The 19625-nt window shown below is 62.4% G+C and carries 13 protein-coding genes and 3 pseudogenes; 4 read left to right on the forward strand and 12 right to left on the reverse strand.

What is annotated here, in order from left to right; translation table 11 throughout:
* Positions 1-81: 81 nt before the first annotated feature.
* From QLG10_RS13740 to QLG10_RS13755, 4 genes are all read right to left on the reverse strand, one after another.
* Positions 82-1230: an acyl-CoA dehydrogenase family protein gene (locus QLG10_RS13740; protein ID WP_282487528.1), complete on the reverse strand. Its 1149-nt coding sequence runs from the start codon at positions 1228-1230 to the stop codon at positions 82-84.
* Between the two features lie 25 nt (positions 1231-1255).
* Positions 1256-3748, reverse strand: a complete 2493-nt coding sequence (locus QLG10_RS13745; RefSeq protein ID WP_020799128.1) for an MMPL family transporter — start codon at positions 3746-3748, stop codon at positions 1256-1258.
* Complete coding sequence (locus QLG10_RS13750) at positions 3748-4833, reverse strand: glycosyl hydrolase (RefSeq protein WP_282487529.1); 1086 nt, start codon at positions 4831-4833, stop codon at positions 3748-3750. The genes QLG10_RS13745 and QLG10_RS13750 overlap by 1 nt, the downstream gene beginning before the upstream one ends.
* A 99-nt stretch (positions 4834-4932) precedes the next feature.
* The gene (locus tag QLG10_RS13755) at positions 4933-6627 is read right to left on the reverse strand and encodes a DUF1302 domain-containing protein (RefSeq protein ID WP_020799130.1); all 1695 of its coding nucleotides are present in this window, start codon (positions 6625-6627) and stop codon (positions 4933-4935) included.
* 222 nt (positions 6628-6849) lie between these two features.
* Here QLG10_RS13755 and QLG10_RS13760 point away from each other — a divergent pair, with 222 nt between their 5' ends.
* Positions 6850-7911 (forward strand): MBL fold metallo-hydrolase, encoded by a 1062-nt coding sequence (locus tag QLG10_RS13760; RefSeq protein WP_282487530.1) that lies wholly within the window; start codon positions 6850-6852, stop codon positions 7909-7911.
* A 156-nt stretch (positions 7912-8067) separates the two neighbouring features.
* Here QLG10_RS13760 and QLG10_RS13765 read toward each other — a convergent pair whose 3' ends face one another.
* Positions 8068-8838 (reverse strand): SDR family NAD(P)-dependent oxidoreductase, encoded by a 771-nt coding sequence (locus tag QLG10_RS13765; protein ID WP_282487531.1) that lies wholly within the window; start codon positions 8836-8838, stop codon positions 8068-8070.
* Positions 8839-9063: 225 nt separating this feature from the next.
* On the opposite strand from QLG10_RS13765, the gene QLG10_RS13770 reads away from it, so the two are divergent.
* Complete coding sequence (locus tag QLG10_RS13770) at positions 9064-11760, forward strand: LuxR C-terminal-related transcriptional regulator (protein ID WP_282487532.1); 2697 nt, start codon at positions 9064-9066, stop codon at positions 11758-11760.
* Positions 11761-11808: 48 nt separating this feature from the next.
* On the opposite strand, the gene QLG10_RS13775 is transcribed toward QLG10_RS13770, so the two are convergent.
* Both QLG10_RS13775 and QLG10_RS13780 read right to left on the reverse strand, forming a co-directional pair.
* Positions 11809-12993: an acetyl-CoA C-acyltransferase gene (locus QLG10_RS13775; RefSeq protein WP_282487533.1), complete on the reverse strand. Its 1185-nt coding sequence runs from the start codon at positions 12991-12993 to the stop codon at positions 11809-11811.
* A 205-nt stretch (positions 12994-13198) separates the two neighbouring features.
* The gene (locus QLG10_RS13780) at positions 13199-14980 is read right to left on the reverse strand and encodes an acyl-CoA dehydrogenase C-terminal domain-containing protein (RefSeq protein WP_282487534.1); all 1782 of its coding nucleotides are present in this window, start codon (positions 14978-14980) and stop codon (positions 13199-13201) included.
* A gap of 131 nt (positions 14981-15111) precedes the next feature.
* Between QLG10_RS13780 and QLG10_RS13785 the strand changes: the two are divergent.
* Positions 15112-15294, forward strand: a pseudogene (locus QLG10_RS13785) (LysR family transcriptional regulator); the annotation flags it as partial.
* Between the two features lie 34 nt (positions 15295-15328).
* On the opposite strand, the gene QLG10_RS13790 reads toward QLG10_RS13785, so the two are convergent.
* From QLG10_RS13790 to QLG10_RS13800, 3 genes and pseudogenes are all read right to left on the reverse strand, one after another.
* Entirely contained in the window at positions 15329-16270 is a 942-nt protein-coding gene (locus QLG10_RS13790; RefSeq protein WP_248677468.1) for an FAD-binding protein, read from the reverse strand.
* The gene (locus QLG10_RS13795; RefSeq protein ID WP_282487535.1) at positions 16270-17019 is read right to left on the reverse strand and encodes an electron transfer flavoprotein subunit beta/FixA family protein; all 750 of its coding nucleotides are present in this window, start codon (positions 17017-17019) and stop codon (positions 16270-16272) included. Before QLG10_RS13795 ends, QLG10_RS13790 begins: the two co-directional genes overlap by 1 nt.
* Before the next feature lie 127 nt (positions 17020-17146).
* Positions 17147-17503 (reverse strand): annotated as a pseudogene (locus QLG10_RS13800) (fumarylacetoacetate hydrolase family protein); the annotation flags it as partial.
* Between QLG10_RS13800 and QLG10_RS13805 the strand changes: the two are divergent.
* Positions 17503-17772: pseudogene (locus QLG10_RS13805) on the forward strand (dihydroxy-acid dehydratase); the annotation flags it as partial. The pseudogenes QLG10_RS13800 and QLG10_RS13805 overlap by 1 nt on opposite strands.
* Before the next feature lie 147 nt (positions 17773-17919).
* On the opposite strand, the gene QLG10_RS13810 reads toward QLG10_RS13805, so the two are convergent.
* On the reverse strand, positions 17920-18357 hold the full coding sequence (locus QLG10_RS13810; RefSeq protein WP_248677461.1) for a thioesterase family protein: 438 nt from the start codon (positions 18355-18357) through the stop codon (positions 17920-17922).
* A complete protein-coding gene (locus tag QLG10_RS13815) occupies positions 18354-19505 on the reverse strand; it encodes an iron-containing alcohol dehydrogenase (protein WP_282487536.1) in 1152 nt (383 codons plus the stop codon). Before QLG10_RS13815 ends, QLG10_RS13810 begins: the two co-directional genes overlap by 4 nt.
* Positions 19506-19625: the final 120 nt, after the last annotated feature.

Here is a 19625-nt window from a genome sequence, read left to right on the forward strand (position 1 = left end):
TCGAGCCCGCTTTGAACAACAGGTTATGCCCGATAGCTGTCCGGTCACCCCCTCCAAGTAGAGGGGGGGGCTGCACACATGTCAGGCCAGGCTGCGCGCGATGATCAATTTCTGGATATGGCTGGTGCCTTCATAGATTTTGGTCACCCGTACATCCCGGCAGTAACGCTCCACCGGGAAATCATTGAGGTAGCCATAGCCTCCATGGATCTGCAGCGCGTCGGAGCACACCTTCTCCGCCATTTCGCTGGCGAACAGCTTGGCCACCGAGGCTTCCTTGGCGCAGGGCACGAGGGCTTCACACAATCGCGCGGCATGAACCATGTAGTGGTGGGCGACATCTACTTGCGCGGCCATGTCGGCAAGGTCGAACGCTACCCCTTGCAGTTTGATGATTGGCTCGCCGTAGGCTTCGCGTTCCTTGGCATAGCCCACCGCCGAGTCCAGCGCAGCGCGTGCGGTGCCGGTGGCGACGGCGGCAATCGCCACCCGTCCTTCCGACAACGAACCCATCACGTTGCGATAGCCCGCTCCTTCTTCGCCCAGCAGGTTGGCCACCGGCACCCGGCATTGGTCCAGCTGGATCTGCGCGACATGGGCCGAGCGCTGGCCCATCTTGTGCTCGACGCGAGCCACGACGTAACCGGGACTTTCCTGCGGGTCGACCATCAGCAGGCTGCTGCCCTTCTTGCCGGCAGCCTTGTCAGTGACGGCCAGCACCAGGCCCAGGCCCGCTTCGTTGCCGTTGGAGATGAATTGCTTGCTGCCATTGATGACGTAGTGCTCGCCTTCGCGCCGTGCCTGAGTGCGGAACGCTGCCGTGTCGGAGCCGGCGTGCGGCTCGCTGAGCAAAAAGGCACCGATGCGTTTACCGCAGGCCAGGTCCGGCAGGTATTTGCGCTTCTGTTGTTCGTTACCCAGTCGCGCCACGGCCAGTCCGACTGAATTATGGACGTGAATCAGGGTGGCGAAGCCGGTGTCAGCGGCGGCGAACTCCTCGATGGCCAGGCAGTACTCGACAAAGCTGGCACCGGCACCGCCGTACTCTTCAGGGATCAGCATGCCGAGGAAGCCCAGTTCGGCAACGGCTTGCAGCTCATTGCGAGGCCAGGCGGCACTGCGATCACGTTCGGCAGCCGTGGGGGCAACCACTTCGGCGGCAACCTTGCGCGCCGAATCGCGGATCATGAGTTCCTGTTCGCCGAGGAACGCTGCGTTTGTATCGCTCATGGTGATTCCTTATGAATTCAGGGGGTCAGACAGGGTTCGGATCGGCCTGTACACGCTGTACAGTCCGGACCTTGGATGCGATGACGGTGGATGTGTCTGTGGTTGCCGGGGTGACCGTCGGCGAACCGCAGACATGCTCGTTCCTGAGCAGGAAGTGCGACAGCGCCGGGATCAGGGCCAGCGCGCCGAGCATGTTCCACAGGAACATGAAGGTCAGCAGGATGCCCATGTCGGCCTGGAACTTGATGGGTGAGAACGCCCAGGTGATCACCCCCGCGGCCAGGGTCACGCCCACCAGCGCCACGACTTTGCCAGTGAACCGCAAGGCATGTCGGTAGGCCTGGGCCAAGGTGTCGCCTGCACGTTGACGGGCCAGCTGGATGCTCAGCAGATACAGGGCGTAGTCGACGCCGATGCCCACCCCGAGTGCGATCACCGGCAGGGTCGCGACCTTGACGCCCATGCCCAGCAGCACCATCAGCGCTTCGCACAGAATCGAAGTGATCACCAGCGGTACCACGGCCACCACCACCGCGCGCCAGCTGCGAAAGGTGATGAAGCACAGCACGATGACCGCTGCGTACACGTACATCAGCATGGTCAGGTTGGCCTTCTTGACCACGATGTTGGTGGCCGCTTCGATCCCGGCGCTGCCGGCGGCCAGCAGGAACTGGCGGTCCGGCGTGCTGTGCGCGCTGGCAAAGGCTTGCGCGGCCTGCACCACTTGATCGAGTGTCTGCGCCTTATGATCGGAGAGGTAGGCCACCACCGGCATCACCGAACAATCGTTGTTGAACAGTTCCGGATTGCTGGTGCTCGCGGTCCGCGCCGCATAGTTGAGTACGTCCTGGTTGGGCGAGATCGACATCCACTTGGGACTGCCCTCGTAGGAACCCGCCGTGATCTTGCGCACCGCATCGGCCAAGGACACCGTGCTTTGCACCCCCGGCACTTGCTGCAGGACCCAGCCCAGGCGGTCGGCATCGACCAGTGTCTGGTATTCCAGGCAGCCCTCGGCCTTGGTCTTGACGATGACCGCGAACTGGTCGGAAGACAGCGAGTACTTGCTGTTGATATAGGCGTTGTCCAGGTTGTAGCGCGAGTTGGGTCGCAGTTCCGAAGCCCCGGCATCCAGATCGCCGATTTGCAGATGGGTGCTGACGACAAAGCCCGCCACCGTCAGCAACGCCGAGCCCAGCAGCAATGCCGTGGCCCAGCGGCGTTCGGTGAAACGCTCCAGCAGACGCCAGGCCCCGCTCGTTTCACGCTGTTCTTTGCGCAGGCTACGCGCCGCAGCCTTGGGACTGACGCCGGTGTAGGACAGCATCACCGGCAGCAGGATCAAGTTGGTGAACACCAGCAGGGCAACGCCGATGGACGCCGTGATTGCGAGATCCTGAATCACCGGGATGTCGATCAATATCAACACGCCAAAGCCCACGGCGTCGGCCACCAGCGCCGTGACCCCGGCCAGGAACAGGCGGCGGAACGTGTAGCGGGCGGCGACCAGCCGATGGGTGCCACGGGCCACGTCCTGCATGATCCCGTTCATTTTCTGCGCGCCATGGGACACGCCAATGGCGAACACCAGGAACGGCACGAGAATCGAATAAGGGTCCAGCGCGTAACCCAGGCGGGCGATCAGGCCGAGCTGCCACAACACGGCGATGCAGGAACAGCCCAGCACCAGCACGGTGCTGCGCACACAACGGGTCCAGGCAAAAATGATCAGCGCGGCGATCACCGCCGCCACGGCGAAGTACAGGATCATCTGCTGCAAGCCGTCGAGCAGATCGCCCACGACCTTGGAGAAACCGACAATGCGGATGTCCAGGTCAGCACTGCCCTGGGTACCGGAGAACTGCGCGCGGATGCCCTCCAGGCGCTTGGACAATTCCCAATAATCCAGCGGTTGGCCGGTATTGATGTCTTTGTCCAGCAGCGGCACGAAAATCATGCTGGAACGGAAATCGGTCCCCACCAGATTACCCAGCAACTGCGCCCGGCCAATGTTCTGGCGCAAGGCATCGGTACTGGCCTGGGAGCCGGTGTAGTTATCTGGCATCACCGGTCCTCCGGCGAAGCCCTCTTCGGTGACCTCGTTCCAGCGCACCACCGGCATCCACAGGGACTTGACGTTAGCCCGGTCGACACCCGGCGTCAGGAACAGCTCATCGTTGATTTGCTTGAGTGCCTGCAGGTACGCGGGATCGAAAATATCGCCCTTGCGGTTCTCCACCACTACCCGCACGGCATTGCCCAGGCCCTTGAGCTCGTCGCGGTTTTCCAGGAAGTTACGGATGTACGGCTGGTTCAGCGGAATGGTTTTCTCAAACGCGGCATTGAGCGTCAGGCGCGACGAATCCCAGCCGAGGATGACCGTGACCACGCTGCAAAGCAGGATGACCAGCAGGCGATGGTTGAAGATCAACCGCTCCAGACGACTGCCTGACTGGTGATTGAAATCAGCAATGTTGCTGATGGACTGCAGGTTATCGCTGGCGTTGTGGATACCCATCACAGCTCTCCGACTTGCTTGTTCTGTTGCAGGCTTTGCACGCGCACGCCACCCAGTCCCGCCAGGGCGACGGCCCCGTTGGCGGCGGGTGCCAGTGCAAAGTTGGGTGCCACGTGGTCCAGTGGGACTCGGCTGAACGTTGCCCCGCGGTCGGTGGAGCGCAGCAATTGGCCGGTTTGGCTGGCCAGCAGGATCGAGCCGTCTTCGGCGATCAGGCCGCTGGTGATGCCCTCCTTGATGCCGGTGTCGACCGTGCTCCACCTTGCCCCGCCATCAAGACTGCGCAAGGCATTGCCACGCAGGCCGTAGACCAGCACCAGACGGTCGTCGCCGAGCAGGCCGAACAACGTGCCCTCATAGGGCAGTTCGACCTTGACGAAACGCTGGCTGGCGCGGTCCAGTTTCAGCACCAGGCCTTGTTCGGCGACCATGAACAGCGTGCCGGCCGCCGGGCGCAGTCCATACAGGTGCATGCTGCGCGGGTTGTCGATTCGGTCCTGCCAGGCGGTCCAGGTCTGGCCACCATCCTCGGTACGCAGGATCAAATTGAACGCGCCGGTGACGAACCCGGTGCGTTCATCGGCAAACCACACGTCCAGCAGCGGTTTGTCGGCGCCCTGGGTGGCGAACAATTGCGCGTCCTGTTGCAAGCGCTGCGCCTGGGGATCATCCGGGTTGGCGGGATTGCCGTATTGCTTGAGCAGGATCGCGGCGATCTGCTGGCCATCGAGCTGTTTGGTCCAGGTTTTTCCCGCGTCGCTGCTGTGCAACACAACGCCTTCGTGGCCAACGGCCCAGCCCTGGCTGGCAGTGGGAAACGCCAGTGCCGTCAGGTCCGAGCTGACCGGCACCTGGGCCTGGACCCAGTCGGTGGCGTTGTCTGAATAAAGAATATGGCCGCGCTGGCCGGCCGCGATCAGCCTTCCTGCGGCCCTGGACAATGCGTTGATGGGTGCCTGGATCGCCTTGGCGCTTTGCAACGCAGGCGTGTCGAGGGGCGAGACAAAGCCCGACTGGGCGAACGCCGGCACCGCCAGAAGCGTGGTCAGGATCAGCAGCGGTGGTCGCAAGAGTTGTTTGAACACGTTGTCACCTCACATCAGTTGCGCGCGGGCGCGCATTGCACCAACGGCGGTCCGCGGCGGGACCGCCGTGGGCGGACTTGCGATTACGTCAAGCGCAGCTCAAAGCGTGGTCTTGAAGGTGAAGAACACCGCACCACGGTCTTCCAGCAAAGCCTGGCTGCCACTCGGGGTCAGGGCCGCGCCGGTCACCGGGTTGGTCGAGTAGTCACCGAAGTAGTCCACGTACTTCAGGTCGAAGCGGTAGCGACTGTAGAGATCGAGCGCCAGGCCCACCGCGTAGCTGCCGGCATCCTTGTTACCGCCGGACGCCACCGCCGAGTTGCCGGAGAGGCCCTGGGAGTAACTGATCGGCAGCGACAGGTCGCCACCGGGGAACACCTGATACCAGTTGGGCGTGAAGTTGATGGCGATGCCGTAGGCGTCGCGGGACACTTCGTCGATGTTGGTCGGTACAGCCTTGTAGGCAGACGAGCCCTTGAACAGGTGCAGCGGGTCGTCGTTGACCGAGATCCAGCGGCTCCAGGTCAGCTCGGTAGACCAATTGGCGCCATCGAAGAATGGAGTCGGGCTCACGGTGCCGATAGCGTTGAGCACACCGTGCAGGGTGTCGCCACGGGCGCCGAGAATGTCGCCGTCGTCCGGCAGTTGCGCAGTCGAGGTGACCCGCGCCGCCGAACTCACCAGCGGCATATTGCGACGGTAGTTGAGGTCGGCACCGACGCTGATGCCGCCGATTTCCTTCGACAGGCTGATGCCATACATGTCGATTTTGTCGGCGTAGTTGAGGTAGTACTGCGGGCGGGCGTTGGCCAGCAGAATGACCTGCGGCAGGGTGTCGGAGAACTGGCGTACGTAGAACCCCAGGGTGCCGTCCAGCCATTCCGGGCTCCAGCGCGTCATCACGCCCCAGTCACCGGAGTTGCGCGGCTCGATGTCGTCGCCATGGATGGCACGCAGGGTCGGGCTGAGGATGAACGACTCGCCACCTTGCTGGTAGATGTCGGCGAAGCCCAGGTAACTGCCGGACTCAGGCACGCGCGAGGGCCGCCATTCGAAGAAATACTGCGCGGCAAAGGACCACTCGGGGTTGACTTGCAACTGCGCGGAAATCTGGTTGCGCGGCAGGTACAGTTCCTTGGCCTCGATCCCCGGCAACGCCAAGGCCTTGCCCTGATCCAGTGGCGCCTGGCCGTAGGAGATACCATGGATGGCGCCAGCCCCGAGCAACGACTCACCCCAGTTGACCGTATGCCGACCCAGGCGCGCCTTGAGCGGCATGTCCCCCATTTCGTACTCGCCAAACACGAAGGCGTCCATCCATTCACCGGACGGGCCTTCGTAGTAGCGGTCGGTGTAGCGGCTCAGACCGGTGGCTGGGCGACCACTGGAGTTGAGGTGGTTGGAGGTGGCAACGCTATCGTTGTCCAGATCTCCGGCATAGGCGGCGTCATACCAGAGGGCGGCGCTGACACGGGCGCCATACTTGCCCTTGTAGATGAGGTCCGACTCTGTGAGCACGTCCAGTCGATTGTTGACCAGTCGATGCTTGTCGAAGTTGCGGTCGCCGTCATCGTTGTTGGGGTTGCCCAGGATCGCCCTGTCCTGCCCTTCGGTACGCATACCCAAGTTGTAGCGCAGGGTGTTGTCCCAACGCAGCTGGATGTCTTCGTTACCGGTATCGATCTCGATTGCACTGGCGCTGCCGCAGGCAATCGCGCACATGGCCACGACCGTAGCCTTCAATGCATGAGAACTGGCGGGATGACTTTGATTCGATTTGTTCTTGTTATTCATCTGGGTGCCTCCTCCCCTGGGTGAACCTGGACATCCAGGTTCGCAAGCCACTCAATCAGTGATCGAGTGCTCCGAAGGGTGCCAGCGTCAGCCCGATGTCCTCCCCCCCCTTTCTGAAAGGGGGGTGCCCCCCCTACCCCCCCTCCGGTAACGTCTGGCCCATCGAGCTGATTGCGCACCTGGACCGGGTGCGGCGGCGGTAACAACAAACGGGAGAACACCATGACGCACGACACACCGGCCAGCGCGGGCGCGCCGATCAGCTACCCTTTCGCCATGCTGCCCACTGCCGGAGCACCCGAACCGATAGCGCCGGGCGTGCAGTGGCTGCGGCTACCGCTGCCGGTGTCCCTGGGCGCCATCAACGTCTGGCTCCTGGCTGACGGGGTTGGCACCACACTGGTCGATAGCGGCATTTACGACGAGCAGACAGTCGCGTTATGGCGCCCATTGCTGGAAAGCACGTTACGCGAGGCTCCGTTGACCCGGGTCATCGCCACCCATCTTCATCCGGACCACGTCGGAATGGCCGGCTGGCTGACCCGGCACACCGGCAGTCGCTTGTGGATGACGCGCCTGGAGTACCTGCAAGGCCGCCTGCTGGCCAGCGATAGCGCACGCATGGCGCCAGAGGAGACGCTGGCGTTCTACCGGCGCGCCGGATGGGACGGGCCGACCCTGGAGCGATATCGCCAGCGCTTCGGCAGTTTCGGCCGCATGATCTCGCCCTTGCCCGACAGCTACCGACGCATACGCGACGGTGAACGGCTGAACATCGGCGGGCATTCATGGGAAGTGGTGGTGGGTGCCGGCCATTCACCGGAACACGCCTGCCTGTATGACGCCGACCGCAAGCTGCTGATATCCGGCGACCAGGTGCTGCCCCGTATTTCGTCCAACGTCTCGGTGCAGCCCAGCGAGCCGGATGCCGATCCGCTGAGCGACTGGCTTGAATCCCTGGCCACCCTGCGTCGTCGTGTGCCCGACGACGTACTGGTGCTGCCGTCTCACGGCAAACCTTTCCGGGGCCTGCATGCACGCATCGAACAACTGCAAGCCGATGCATGGGGAGCGCTGGACCGGTTACGCGCGGGCTTGCACGAGCCCGCACGCGCGATCGATCTGTTCACGCTGCTGTTCAGCACCGCCGTATGCAACGACGACCCTACCCGCTTCACCCTGGCGACCGGCGAAACCCTGGCCTGCCTCAACCACTTGTTGCTGCGCGGTGAGGTCAATGTCTCTCTTGATGGACAAGGCGTAGCCTGGTACGCCCCCCTGTAGGAGCGAGCATGCTCGCGAGGGTCGTCAACGATAATGCGGGAAGCCTGACACCCCGCGGCGTTCTCGGGTTTATCGCGAGCATGCTCGCTCCTACAGAGGATTCAGGCGCTCATGCGATCAATAATGACTCGGGCCACCGCCAGGGTCATTTTCAACTCAACGAGTGCCGCACTGTATGTCCAGGGTCAGCGCGTTGAGGTAGGCGTTTTCGACCACGTGTCGCACCAGCGCGGCGAACTCTTGCGGTTGGCCCATGCGGCGTGGGAACAGCAGACCGTTGACGATGGTTTCCGAGACTTTTTCCGGCATGCCGGCGGACATCCCGGACTCGAACAGGCCCGGTGCCAGGCTCACCACGCGTATGCCGTGTTCAGCCAGGTCGCGGGCAATCGGCAGCGTCATGCCAATGATGCCGGCCTTGCTCGCACTATAGGCCGCCTGCCCCATCTGCCCCTCACGTGCCGCACCCGAGGCGGTGTTGATGATCACACCGCGCTCGCCACTGTCTTCGGGTGTGTTCCTGGACATGGCCAACGCCGCATGGCGGATGATATTGAAAGTCCCCGTGAGGTTGACCCCCAACACCCGGTTCCACAGCTCGGTTGGAAACAGCTGGCCTTTGGATAGCGTCTTGCACGGGCCCAGGATCCCGGCGCAATTCACCGCCACATGCACCCCGCCAAAGCGCTGCACCACCGCCTCGATACCCGCCCTGACACTGGCTTCGTCGGCAACGTTGACCGCGATGCCGGTGATGCCGGTGATGCCGGTGATGCCGGTGATGCCATCCAGCGCGGCATCGAGCCGTTGTTGATCCAGGTCAAACCCCACTACCTGCGCTCCCGCGGCCGCCAGTGTCTTGCAAGTGGCCAGGCCAAGCCCTGATGCCGCGCCCGTGACGACGGCTACTTTATTATCCAGTTTCATTGTGATTCCTTCGTTGGCACCCGGATTGGGGACCTGGCGGATCTTAAAAAACAAATGCACCCGCTCGTCCCTCCCATTGCGGAAGGACCACGAACTGGCTGGAACACCCCCCCTGATCCCACAAGCGCTTAACTGCAGCTATCGTAAAATCTTGACCTGCATCGACAGGTTGGCTAGTTTCGCCCGGCGCGTGAGTCGCCGTGACCGTGGCGCGAGGATAAGAAGTTGCCAGACACCCCAGCCAGACATCTGGTTTCGACCAAGTTTTCACCACCGCGCATCGGTACCCGCCATGTGCCTCGCACCGCGCTGCTCGCTCAGCTTCAACGCATGCAGCATTGCAAATTGGCGCTGGTCACCGGCGCTGCGGGCTACGGTAAAACGACCCTGATGGCACAGTGGCGCCAGGACCGGCTCATGGCCGGCGCGGAAGTGGCCTGGGTGTCGCTGACGGTCGAGGACAAGGGCTACACCGCCTTCTGCTCAGCATTCTTCGAAGGATTGCGACGGTTGGGCATTGAAGTGGACATTGACCTGCTCCGCGAGGACACCACGGAGCCTGCGTTGCAAGCCTGCGTCGCGATTATCGTCGAGGCTGCGACCCAGCTGAGCAAGGAGCTCTACCTGATTGTCGACGACTACCACCATGTGGACTCTCCTCTTGCCCACAAGCTGATCCAAAAGCTGCTCGACCAGGGGCCGGGCAACCTGCACCTGGTGCTCGTGTCGCGGGTCAATCCGCCGTTGAGCCTCTCTCGACTGCGCGTCATGGACCAACTGGCTGAAATCGAAAGCGTCGAACTGCCATTTGACCTGGCGGAGACCCGCACCTTCGTGGAGGAGAACCTGGGCACCGACAAGATCAATGCCGATGAACTGAGCCTGATCCAGGACCTGACCGGCGGCTGGCCCTCTTGCCTGCAACTGATCGTCATCATGCTCAAGAACCGCCCTTCAACCCGCTCGATTCTCAACGATCTGGTCTGGCGCTCAAGCGACCTGCAAAGCTACCTGAGCGAAGAAGTGGTGGCACACCTGCCCGAAGAACTGGTCGAAGTTGCCGAAACGCTGTCAATCTTCCGTCGCTTCAACGCCCCGATGGCCGCTGCCGTGACCGGCCATGCCGACGCCGGTGAACTGCTTCAGCGCATGGAAGACGAGAACCTGCTGATCAATCGGGTCGACTCCGAAGACCGCATGACCTGGTATCGCTTCCAGCCGCTGTTCGGGGAGTTCCTCAGCGCACGCCTGGACCGTCGGAAGAAGGACATCCGTGCCTTGCACCGCCTCGCAGCCCATTGGTTCGCCGGACACAACTGCCTGACCGAGGCAGTTCGCCACGCCAGCCTGGGCGACGACATCGAGTTTGCCATTCAGGTGATAGAGCAGAGCGCGCCAAAGACCTGGACCCTGGCTTATCTCGCCCCGACCTTACGCCTGTTGGAGCGCTTGCCCGAGGACGTGCTGTTTCGCCACCAGCGCCTGCTGTTCCTGGCCTGCATCACGGTTTCGCTGACCTCGCGTCCGGAACGTGCAAAAGCCTGGCTAGAGCGTCTACAGGCCAGTGGCCTGAACGAACACCCTGAACTGGCCAGCGGCATACCGCTGATCCACGCTGCCATCGCGGTGCAGGAAGATGACAGCGAGCGCACCATTGCCTTGCTGGAACCTGTGCGTGATGCACCTATGGACAATCCCTTCTTACGCTACATGCTGCTGGCGGCACTGTGCGTGGCCTATTACACGGCGGGACGCTATGCCGATGCCCGACGCCTGTTCGACATTCATCCGATACCCCCGCAGGATCGCAGCAATGACATGGCCCTGGTCGCGGAATCGGCACGCTTGACCACCTATATCGTTTGCGGCGAGATCGGCGTAGCCGAACCCCTGGTATCCGAACTGCTCGAGCGCTCCGCCCGCGAGGGCGGGCATCGATCGATCTGCGCCAACCTCTGTGCCAGCCTGCTGGCCGATGCGTTTTACGAGCTTGACCGGATCGATGACGCGCGCGAACTGATCGCCAACCGCTCTGGCTTGCTGCACTCCTCCGTTCCCGATGTCATTGTGCGCACCAACATCAGCCGCAGCCGCCTGGACCTGCTGCAAAAAGGCCCGGATACTGCCCTGGCGTTCCTGCGCCAGCAAATTTCCCACCTGCGCAGCCTCGGACAAATCCGTCCAGTGGCTCAGCTATTGGGCGAACAGATACGCGTGAGCCTGGTCAAGGGCCAGCGCAATCAGGCCGTGGAGTTGTTGCAAACCCTCGAAGAGATTGTCCGCGACCACAGCAGCGAGCACGGTGGCCGGGCAGAACTGCCGGCCATTGCCGCTTTGGCGCGGGCGCGGATTCTGACTAGCGTCGATTCCCAAGCCGCCCTGCAAGCCTTGGACGAAGTGAGACACTACGCCGATAGTTTCCAGCGCCACCGCCTTGGCGTGCTCGCCGACCTGCTGTGTGCCGGCATGCTGGATGATCTCGATCGCCCGGAAGACTCCCTCGCACGACTGCGTGAGGCCGTGGAGAACGGGCGACGCCTGGGGCTGGTCCGTACCTTGCTGGATGAAGGGGCATTGAGCGAGAAACTGCTTTCGCGTCTATCCCAAAGCCCCCTGGACGCCCCCCTGCGCCAATACGTCGACGAACTGCTCGGCAAGCTCACCGGCCCTTGCGCGCCGCCCCTCTCGACATCACGTTCGCGGCGGACCACGACCAACGGGCAAGCGCCGCAATTGACGCCACGCGAACGCGAGATCCTCAGCCTCGTTTCCCAGGCCATGTCGAGCAAACGCATCGCCCACACGCTGGACATCAGCCTGGACACGGTGAAATGGAACCTTCGTAACATCTACGCCAAGCTGGGCGTTTCGAGCCGGTACGACGCCATGGTCTGGGCACGCAATCACAAGCTGATCGACTGATTTTTGCCAATTGCGCGCCGTCCAGATGACCTGGCGCGCCCGGGAAAATCAGAGCACTTCGAACAAACCGGCGGCCCCCATGCCACCGCCGACGCACATGCTCACCACCACGTACTTCACCCCACGGCGTTTGCCCTCCAGTAACGCGTGGCCAACCATGCGCGCACCACTCATGCCGTAGGGATGACCGATGGCGATCGACCCGCCATTGACGTTCAGTTTTGCAGGGTCGATGCCCAGTGTTTGCGCGCTATACAACACCTGACAGGCAAAGGCCTCGTTGATTTCCCACAGCCCGATATCATCCACGCGCAAGCCGTGCTGACGGAGCAATCTGGGGATTGCCAGCACCGGGCCGATGCCCATCTCTTCCGGCGCCAAACCTGCCACCGCGATGCCGCGATACAAGCCCAAAGGACTTACCGAGGAACGGGCTGCCAATGCACCGCTCATCAACACACACGCGCTGGCGCCATCGGACAATTGACTGGCATTGCCCGCGGTGATGCAACCGCCTTCGCGCACTGGCGCCAGGGCTTGCAGATTGGCCAGGGTGGTTTGCGGGCGATTGCCTTCGTCCAGGGTCAGGCGCACATCTTCGTAGCTAATGGCACCGCTTTGCTTGTCGACGACTTTCTTGCGCACGCTGACCGGTATGATCTCGTCGGCGAACAAGCCGGCTGCCTGGGCCGCTGCGGTACGTTGCTGGGATTGCAGGCTGTAGGCGTCCTGGGCTTCGCGACTGATGTTGTAGCGCTGGGCAACGATTTCTGCGGTCTGCAGCATCGGCATATAGGCATGCTCGGCCATGCGCTGAACATTGGCATCCTGTTCATTGGCGGCGAATTGCGTGTGCGGGTTTTGTACCAGGCTGATCTGCTCCTGACCGGCACCGATGGTCACCTGCATGCCATCCACCATGATCTGTTTGGCGGCAATGGCGATCGCCATCAGGCCCGAAGCGCATTGGCGATCGATGGTCTGGCCGCTGACCGACAATGGCAAGCCAGCCGCCAAGGCAGACAGGCGCGCCAGATTGGTTGCTGCAGTGCCGCTTTGCATGGCGGTGCCCAGCACCAGGTCATCGATTTCGCCCGGCTCGATGGCCGCGCGTTCGACGGCGGCGCGAATCGCCACCGCGCACATCGACGGCGATTTGAAATCGTTGAACGCCCCTCGGAAGGCCTTGGCGATGGGCGTGCGGGCAGTGGAAACGATAACGGCGTCTTGCATGGTATTGCGCTCCAACGATCAGTCGCAGAGGCGGCAACGTGCCGCCCGCTGGGGGTGAGGGATAGGGACCGGGCGATTTCCGGCGTTCGAGTGTCCATCTGTTGGGCAGGTGGATTAATGAGAACGAGAGGATCCGGGTGGCGCAAGCGTAGCCAGCTCACTGGCTGGGCCGCCCCCCCCTTTTGAGGTTACAGCCCAGGTTTTTTCAGAATGCGAAGGATCGCTCCGGCATGGCCATCAGGCAGCCCGCACCGGCCAGCAAGGCCTCTCGATGCGCGCCGGCCCGTGGCAGGACCCGGCGCAGGTAGAAGTCCGCCGATTGCAGCTTGGCCTGGTAGAACGCCGCGTCACCACTGCCCGCCGCCAATGCCTGGCTGGCACGTACAGCCGCCTGCAACCACAACGCCGCCAACATCACGTACGCCGAGTAGGCGAGGAAATCCACCGACACCGCGCCGATTTCCTCGGGATCGTGGCGACAGGCTTGCAGCACCGAGTGGCCCAACGCTCGCCACTCTTCAAGGCGCTGCCCGACCCTCTCCGCCATCTCTGGCTGAGCCGTCGCCTGATGCACCTGCGTGGCCAACTCGTCGATCAATGCGTTGAGTTCGCTGCCGCCATCACCGAGTAACTTGCGACGGATCAGGTCCAGTGCCTGGATGCCATTGGTGCCTTCGTAAAGCTGGGTGATGCGACTGTCGCGCATCAACTGCTCCATGCCCCACTCGCGGATAAACCCATGGCCGCCGTACAGCTGCACGCCAAGGCTGGCCACCTCCTGGCCGCAATCGGTGAAGAACGCCTTGACCACAGGAATGAGGAAAGCGGCACGACGGGCCGCGGCTTCACGTGCCGCCGGATCGCTGGCGCCATGCTCCAGATCCAGTTGCCTGGCCGCATAGGCCGCCAGCATCCGGCAGCCTTCACTGAGGGTCTTCTGGATCAGCAGCATGCGCCGCACGTCAGGGTGAACGATGATCGGATCGGCAGGCTTGTCCAGTGCCACGGGACCTTTGATGGCGCGTGATTGCAAGCGTTCGCGCGCATAGGCCAGGCCGCCCTGGAATGCCGCTTCGGCAATGCCCAGGCCCTGCAATCCGACCTGGAAGCGCGCATCGTTCATCATCGTGAACATGCAGGCCAGGCCCTGATTCGGCTGGCCGACCAGCCAACCCGTGGCGCCGTCGAAATTCATCACGCAGGTAGACGCCCCCTTGATGCCCATCTTGTGCTCCAGCGCCCCGCAGCTCAGGGCATTGCGCGCAGCGGGCAATCCATCGGCGTCGAGGAGCCGCTTGGGTACCAGGAACAGGCTGATCCCTTTGATACCCGGCGGTGCATCCGGCAACCGAGCGAGCACCAGGTGAATGATGTTGTCACTCAAATCCTGTTCGCCGCCGCTGATGAATATCTTGCTGCCGCTGAGCTGGTAGCTGCCATCCGCCAGGGGCTGGGCGCGGGTGCGCAGCAGTGCCAGGTCTGAACCGGCCTGGGGTTCGGTGAGGCACATGGTGCCCGTCCACTCGCCGCTGACCAGTTGCGCCAGGTATCGCTGCTTGAGTTCGGCGCTGCCATGGCGATCCAGGGCCAGGACCGTGCCTTCGGTCAGCCCGGAGTAGACGCGAAACGACAACGAGGCACTCATCAGCATCTCGTGGAAACTCGCCGACAGCATTTGCGGGAAGCCTTGCCCACCGAACTCCAGCGGTCCGGTCATGCTCGCCCAGCCCTGCTCGACAAACTGCTTGTAAGCCTGGCGAAATCCATCCGGCGTGGTCACCTCGCCATCCTGCAACCGACAGCCCTGCTCGTCGCTGTTGCGGTTGAGCGGTGCTACTACTTCGGCGGCAAACCGCGCCGCCTCTTCGAGGACTCCGTCGATGGTGTCGCGGTCCAGACCGTTGTCCAGTTGCTGGCAATGCCCGCTCACGTCAAACAGTTCGTGCAGCACAAAACGCATATCGCGCAGCGGCGCTTGATAACTCATGCCCTACTCTCCACATCGTCAAAAAGTTTGCCCACATCCATATTCCAAGTAGAAAAACAAGGATTGCCGACACCCTAAGCAGCCGCCTACTATTTGAGAAATTTCATTTTCATATGCGTGATATTTGCTAAGTGAATACAACCAACTTCGATCTCAACCTGCTGCGCATCCTCGATGTGCTGCTGCGCGAGCAGAACGTCTCCCGCGCTGCCTCGCGCCTGGCGCTCAGCCAGCCAACCGTGAGCAACGCCCTGGCGCGTTTGCGCGAACAACTCGAGGACCCGCTGTTGGTACGGGTTGGGCGGCGCATGCGCTCTATGAGCGAATTCCAATTGAACACGTGAAAAATCAAACCAGTCGCTCAAACTCCGGCACGGCTTCGAACAGATCCGCCACCAGCCCGTAATCCGCCACCTGGAAGATCGGCGCTTCTTCGTCCTTGTTGATCGCCACGATCACTTTGGAATCCTTCATCCCCGCCAAGTGCTGGATCGCGCCGGAAATACCGACGGCAATGTACAGCTGCGGCGCTACGATCTTGCCGGTCTGCCCGACCTGCATGTCGTTGGCGACAAAACCTGCGTCGACCGCCGCACGCGAAGCGCCGACACCTGCGCCGAGTTTGTCCGCCAGCGCGTACAGGTGCTTGAAGTTGTCACCGTTCTGCATACCACGCCCCCCGGAAACGATAACCTTGGCGGCGGTCAGCTCGGGGCGGTCGGATTTGGCCAGCGTTTCCCCAATGAAGCTGGAAGTGCCGGCGTCGTAAAGCGTGTCAACGACTTCGACGGTTGCCGAACCGCCAACAGCGGCCACTGGATCGAAACCGGTAGCGCGCACGGTGATCACTTTCACCGAGGCGTTGGATTGCACGGTGGCAATGGCGTTACCGGCGTAGATCGGACGCTGGAAGGTGTCGGCGCTTTGCACGGCGATGATCTCGGAAATCTGGTCGACGTCGAGCGCGGCGGCAACCCGTGGCAGCACATTTTTGCCGTTGGACGTCGCCGGGGCCAGGACGTGGTTGTAGATCGAGCGCTGTTCCAGTACCAGCCCGGTCACCAGCGGCGCAACGTTCTCAGGCAGTTGATGGGCGTACGCAGCGTTGTCGGCCAGCAAAACCTTGGCCACACCCACGATGCTTGCGGCGGCTTCAGCCACCGCAGCCACGCCGGCACCTGCCACCAACACGTGCACCTCACCACCGATTTTGGCAGCCGCAGCCACGGTATTCAGTGTGGCCGCAGCCACTGTGTGGTTGTCGTGTTCAGCAATTACCAAAATAGTCATCAGATCACCTTCGCTTCGTTTTTCAGTTTCTCGACCAGTTCCGCCACCGTCTTGACCTTGATTCCCGCGCTGCGTGCCGCCGGGGCCTCGACTTTCAGGGTCTTGTTGGTGGAGACAGTGGAAACGCCCAAAGCGTCCGGAGTCAGCGTCTCGAGAGGCTTCTTCTTGGCTTTCATGATATTGGGCAGCGACGCATAGCGCGGCTCGTTCAAACGCAGGTCGGTGGTGACGATGGCCGGCAGCTTCAGGGAAACCGTCTGTGCGCCGCCGTCGATTTCACGGATCACCGTCACGCTGTCGTCCCGTATCTCGACGCTCGACGCGAAGGTGCCCTGGCCGTAGCCGCTCAACGCCGCGAGCATTTGACCAGTCTGGTTGTTATCACTGTCGATCGCTTGCTTGCCGAGGATCACCAATTGCGGTTGTTCCTTGTCGACCACCGCCTTGAGCAGCCTGGCAACCGCCAGCGAACCCAGGTCATCTGCCGCTTCGACGAGAATGGCACGATCAGCACCCAGCGCCAGTGCGGTGCGCAACTGCTCCTGCGCACCCGAAGAACCCACGGTGACTACTACCACTTCGCTGGCGACCCCTTGTTCCTTGAGGCGAACCGCTTCTTCCACGGCGATTTCGCAGAAGGGGTTCATTGCCATTTTCACGTTGGAGAGGTCGACGCCACTACCGTCCGCCTTCACCCGGACTTTGACGTTGTAGTCGACCACTCGCTTTACTGCAGCCATTACTTTCATTGGAATTGTCGCCTGCATAAAGATTGGGTATTCGAAGCTTACCCAAAGGGCGACATGCCTTACCCTCCCTTGAATGGGTGGGTGATACGTCCGTACGCCCCCCCTCCTTCGGCGTCGTTATTGCGGGTCAATCCGCTTGCACGGTCACCTGTCGCTGCTCGCCCAAGCCCGCGATGCCCAGGCGAATCGTCTGCCCCGCACGCAGGAACACCGGCTGTGGCTTGATGCCCAGCCCGACGCCCGGTGGCGTGCCCGTGGAAATCACATCGCCCGGTTGCAGGCTCATGCAGCGACTCAGGTAGGCAATCAGTTGCGGCACATTGAAGATCAGCGTGCGCGTGTTGCCTTGCTGGTAGCGGTGGCCGTCAACCTCCAGCCACAGGTCGAGGGCATGCGGGTCGGCAATTTCATCCCGGGTGACCAGCCACGGGCCGAGCGGGCCGAACGTATCGAAGCCTTTTCCCTTGTCCCAGGTACCGCCGCGCCGTGGGCGGTGGCCTGGCGTTACTGAAAACCAACGACCGCCTGCGCGTGGACCTCAACGCCAGATCGGTGAACCTGCTGGTCGACGAAGCCGAAATGGCCCGTCGCCGTGCCGAGTGGACGCCCAACATCAAGGCTTCGCAAACCCCTTGGCAAGAGCTTTACCGGCAACTGGTCGGACAGCTGTCCACCGGCGGATGCCTGGAACCGGCCACCCTGCATTTGCGCGTCATTGCCCGAAGCGGCGGCGAACCACGGCATTCGCACTGACGCTGTTGAACGATCCTGCCATGTCGGAAGCTGCCGCAATATCCGGCCGTTGCGGCAGGCGCCAACCCTGTGATCTTGGATAACCATCAACACCACTGTGCGCTGTGTACAGTGGTGTCGTTGGGCTATTCGCAACCACGTTGGGGATCAGTCGACAAGCCGGCGCAATGCCTCCCGTACTCCCTCAGGTATGGCGACCGAGACGTTGCTCGCGCGATCGACGTACACATAGACGACATAGCCCAGCGCCGACGCCTCGGATTCGTCGTTGCGGAAGATGCCCAGCTCGTAACGCGCACTGCTGTTGCCCAGATGGCTGATGCGCAAACCCACCGTCACCACGTCGGGAAAGGTGATGGGAGAAAGGAAGGTGCAGCTCGACTCGACGATCAGGCCGATGACCGGGCTGCTGTCGATGTCCAGGGTGTCCTGCTCCACCAGGAAATGACTGATCGCCGAATCGAAAAACGAGTAGTAGACGATGTTCTGCACATGACCGTAGGAGTCATGGTCACCCCAACGTGTACCGAGGGTATAGAAGCACCGGAAATCTTCGCGTCGGGGACGGTAGGCCTTGCCGCTCATAGCACCTCCCGGTAGATCGCCAGGACGTCGGCCAGGCTTACCGTGCGCGGATTGTTGCCGAGCAGGCGCGCTTGCTTCATCGCATCCTCGGCCAGGGCCTGGATATCGGCCTCGCCGATGCCCACGTCGCGCAAACGGGTCGGCAATTGCAGTTCACCGGCCAGCCCGCCCAGATAATCGGCCAGGGCGCGTGCTCTGTGCAGTACGCTGCCCGTCTCGCTTGGCAGCACGATCTCGGCGAGCTGCGCGTAGAGCGGCGCTGCCGCCTCCAGGTTGAAGCGCATCACCGCACCCAGCACCAGCGCGTTGGACACCCCGTGCGGCACATGGAAACGCGCGCCAATCGGGTAGGCCAGTGCGTGCACCGCAGCCACCGGTGAGTTGGCAAAGGCCATGCCGGCCAGGCATGCACCCAGCAGCATGTTCTCCCGAGCGACCAGATCGGCACCCTCATTGCAGGCTTGATGCAGGCTACCGCAGAGCAGGCGCAAGGCATCTTTGGCGAGGCAGTCGGAGAGCGGGTTTTTCAGGTGGCGACTGGTGTAGGCCTCCACCGCATGGACCATGGCATCAATACCGGTCGCGGCAGTGATATGCGCTGGCAACCCCAACGTCAATTCGGCATCCAGCACCGCCAGGTCTGGCAACAGGGAGGGCGAGATCACCACGTTCTTTTCACCGGCACCGGTGGTGACCACCGAGACGGCGGTAACCTCGGAGCCAGTACCGGCGGTGGTGGGCACCAGGATCAGCGGCAGGCGTGCGCCCTTGCTCTGGTTGATGCCATAGATCTTCGCCAGCTCTTCGCCACCGCGTAACAGCAACGCGGCCAGCTTGGCGGCATCCAGCGAACTGCCGCCGCCAAATCCGACCACGCAATCGGCGCCGCAAGCCCTGCCCGCTTCAACCGCAGCGAGAATCACCGCCTCTGGCGGGTCGGCCAGTACCTCGGCAAATACCTGCACCGGCACGCCTGCCGCAGCAAAACCATTCAGCACCGGTTCGAGCAACCCGGCTGCCATCACGCCTGCGTCGGTCACCAGCAGCACAGAGCTGGCCCCCAGGTCCAGCACCTGCGTGGCAAGACGGGTGGCGGCACCGCGCTCGATGATGATCGAGCGGGTGGTATTGAATGCCATCGATAGCATCGCAAGGGTTCTCCAGTTTTGGTTTTGACGACCTCCGCTCGTCTGGCGTGAGGCTCCAGGCCGATACCGTAGAGGTTCGTCTCAATCCCTCTCCCCCCTCCTTCAGAGTGGGGGCCACGT

It is taken from the genome of Pseudomonas sp. V98_8, assembly GCF_029967975.1.
Taxonomy (GTDB): domain Bacteria; phylum Pseudomonadota; class Gammaproteobacteria; order Pseudomonadales; family Pseudomonadaceae; genus Aquipseudomonas; species Aquipseudomonas umsongensis.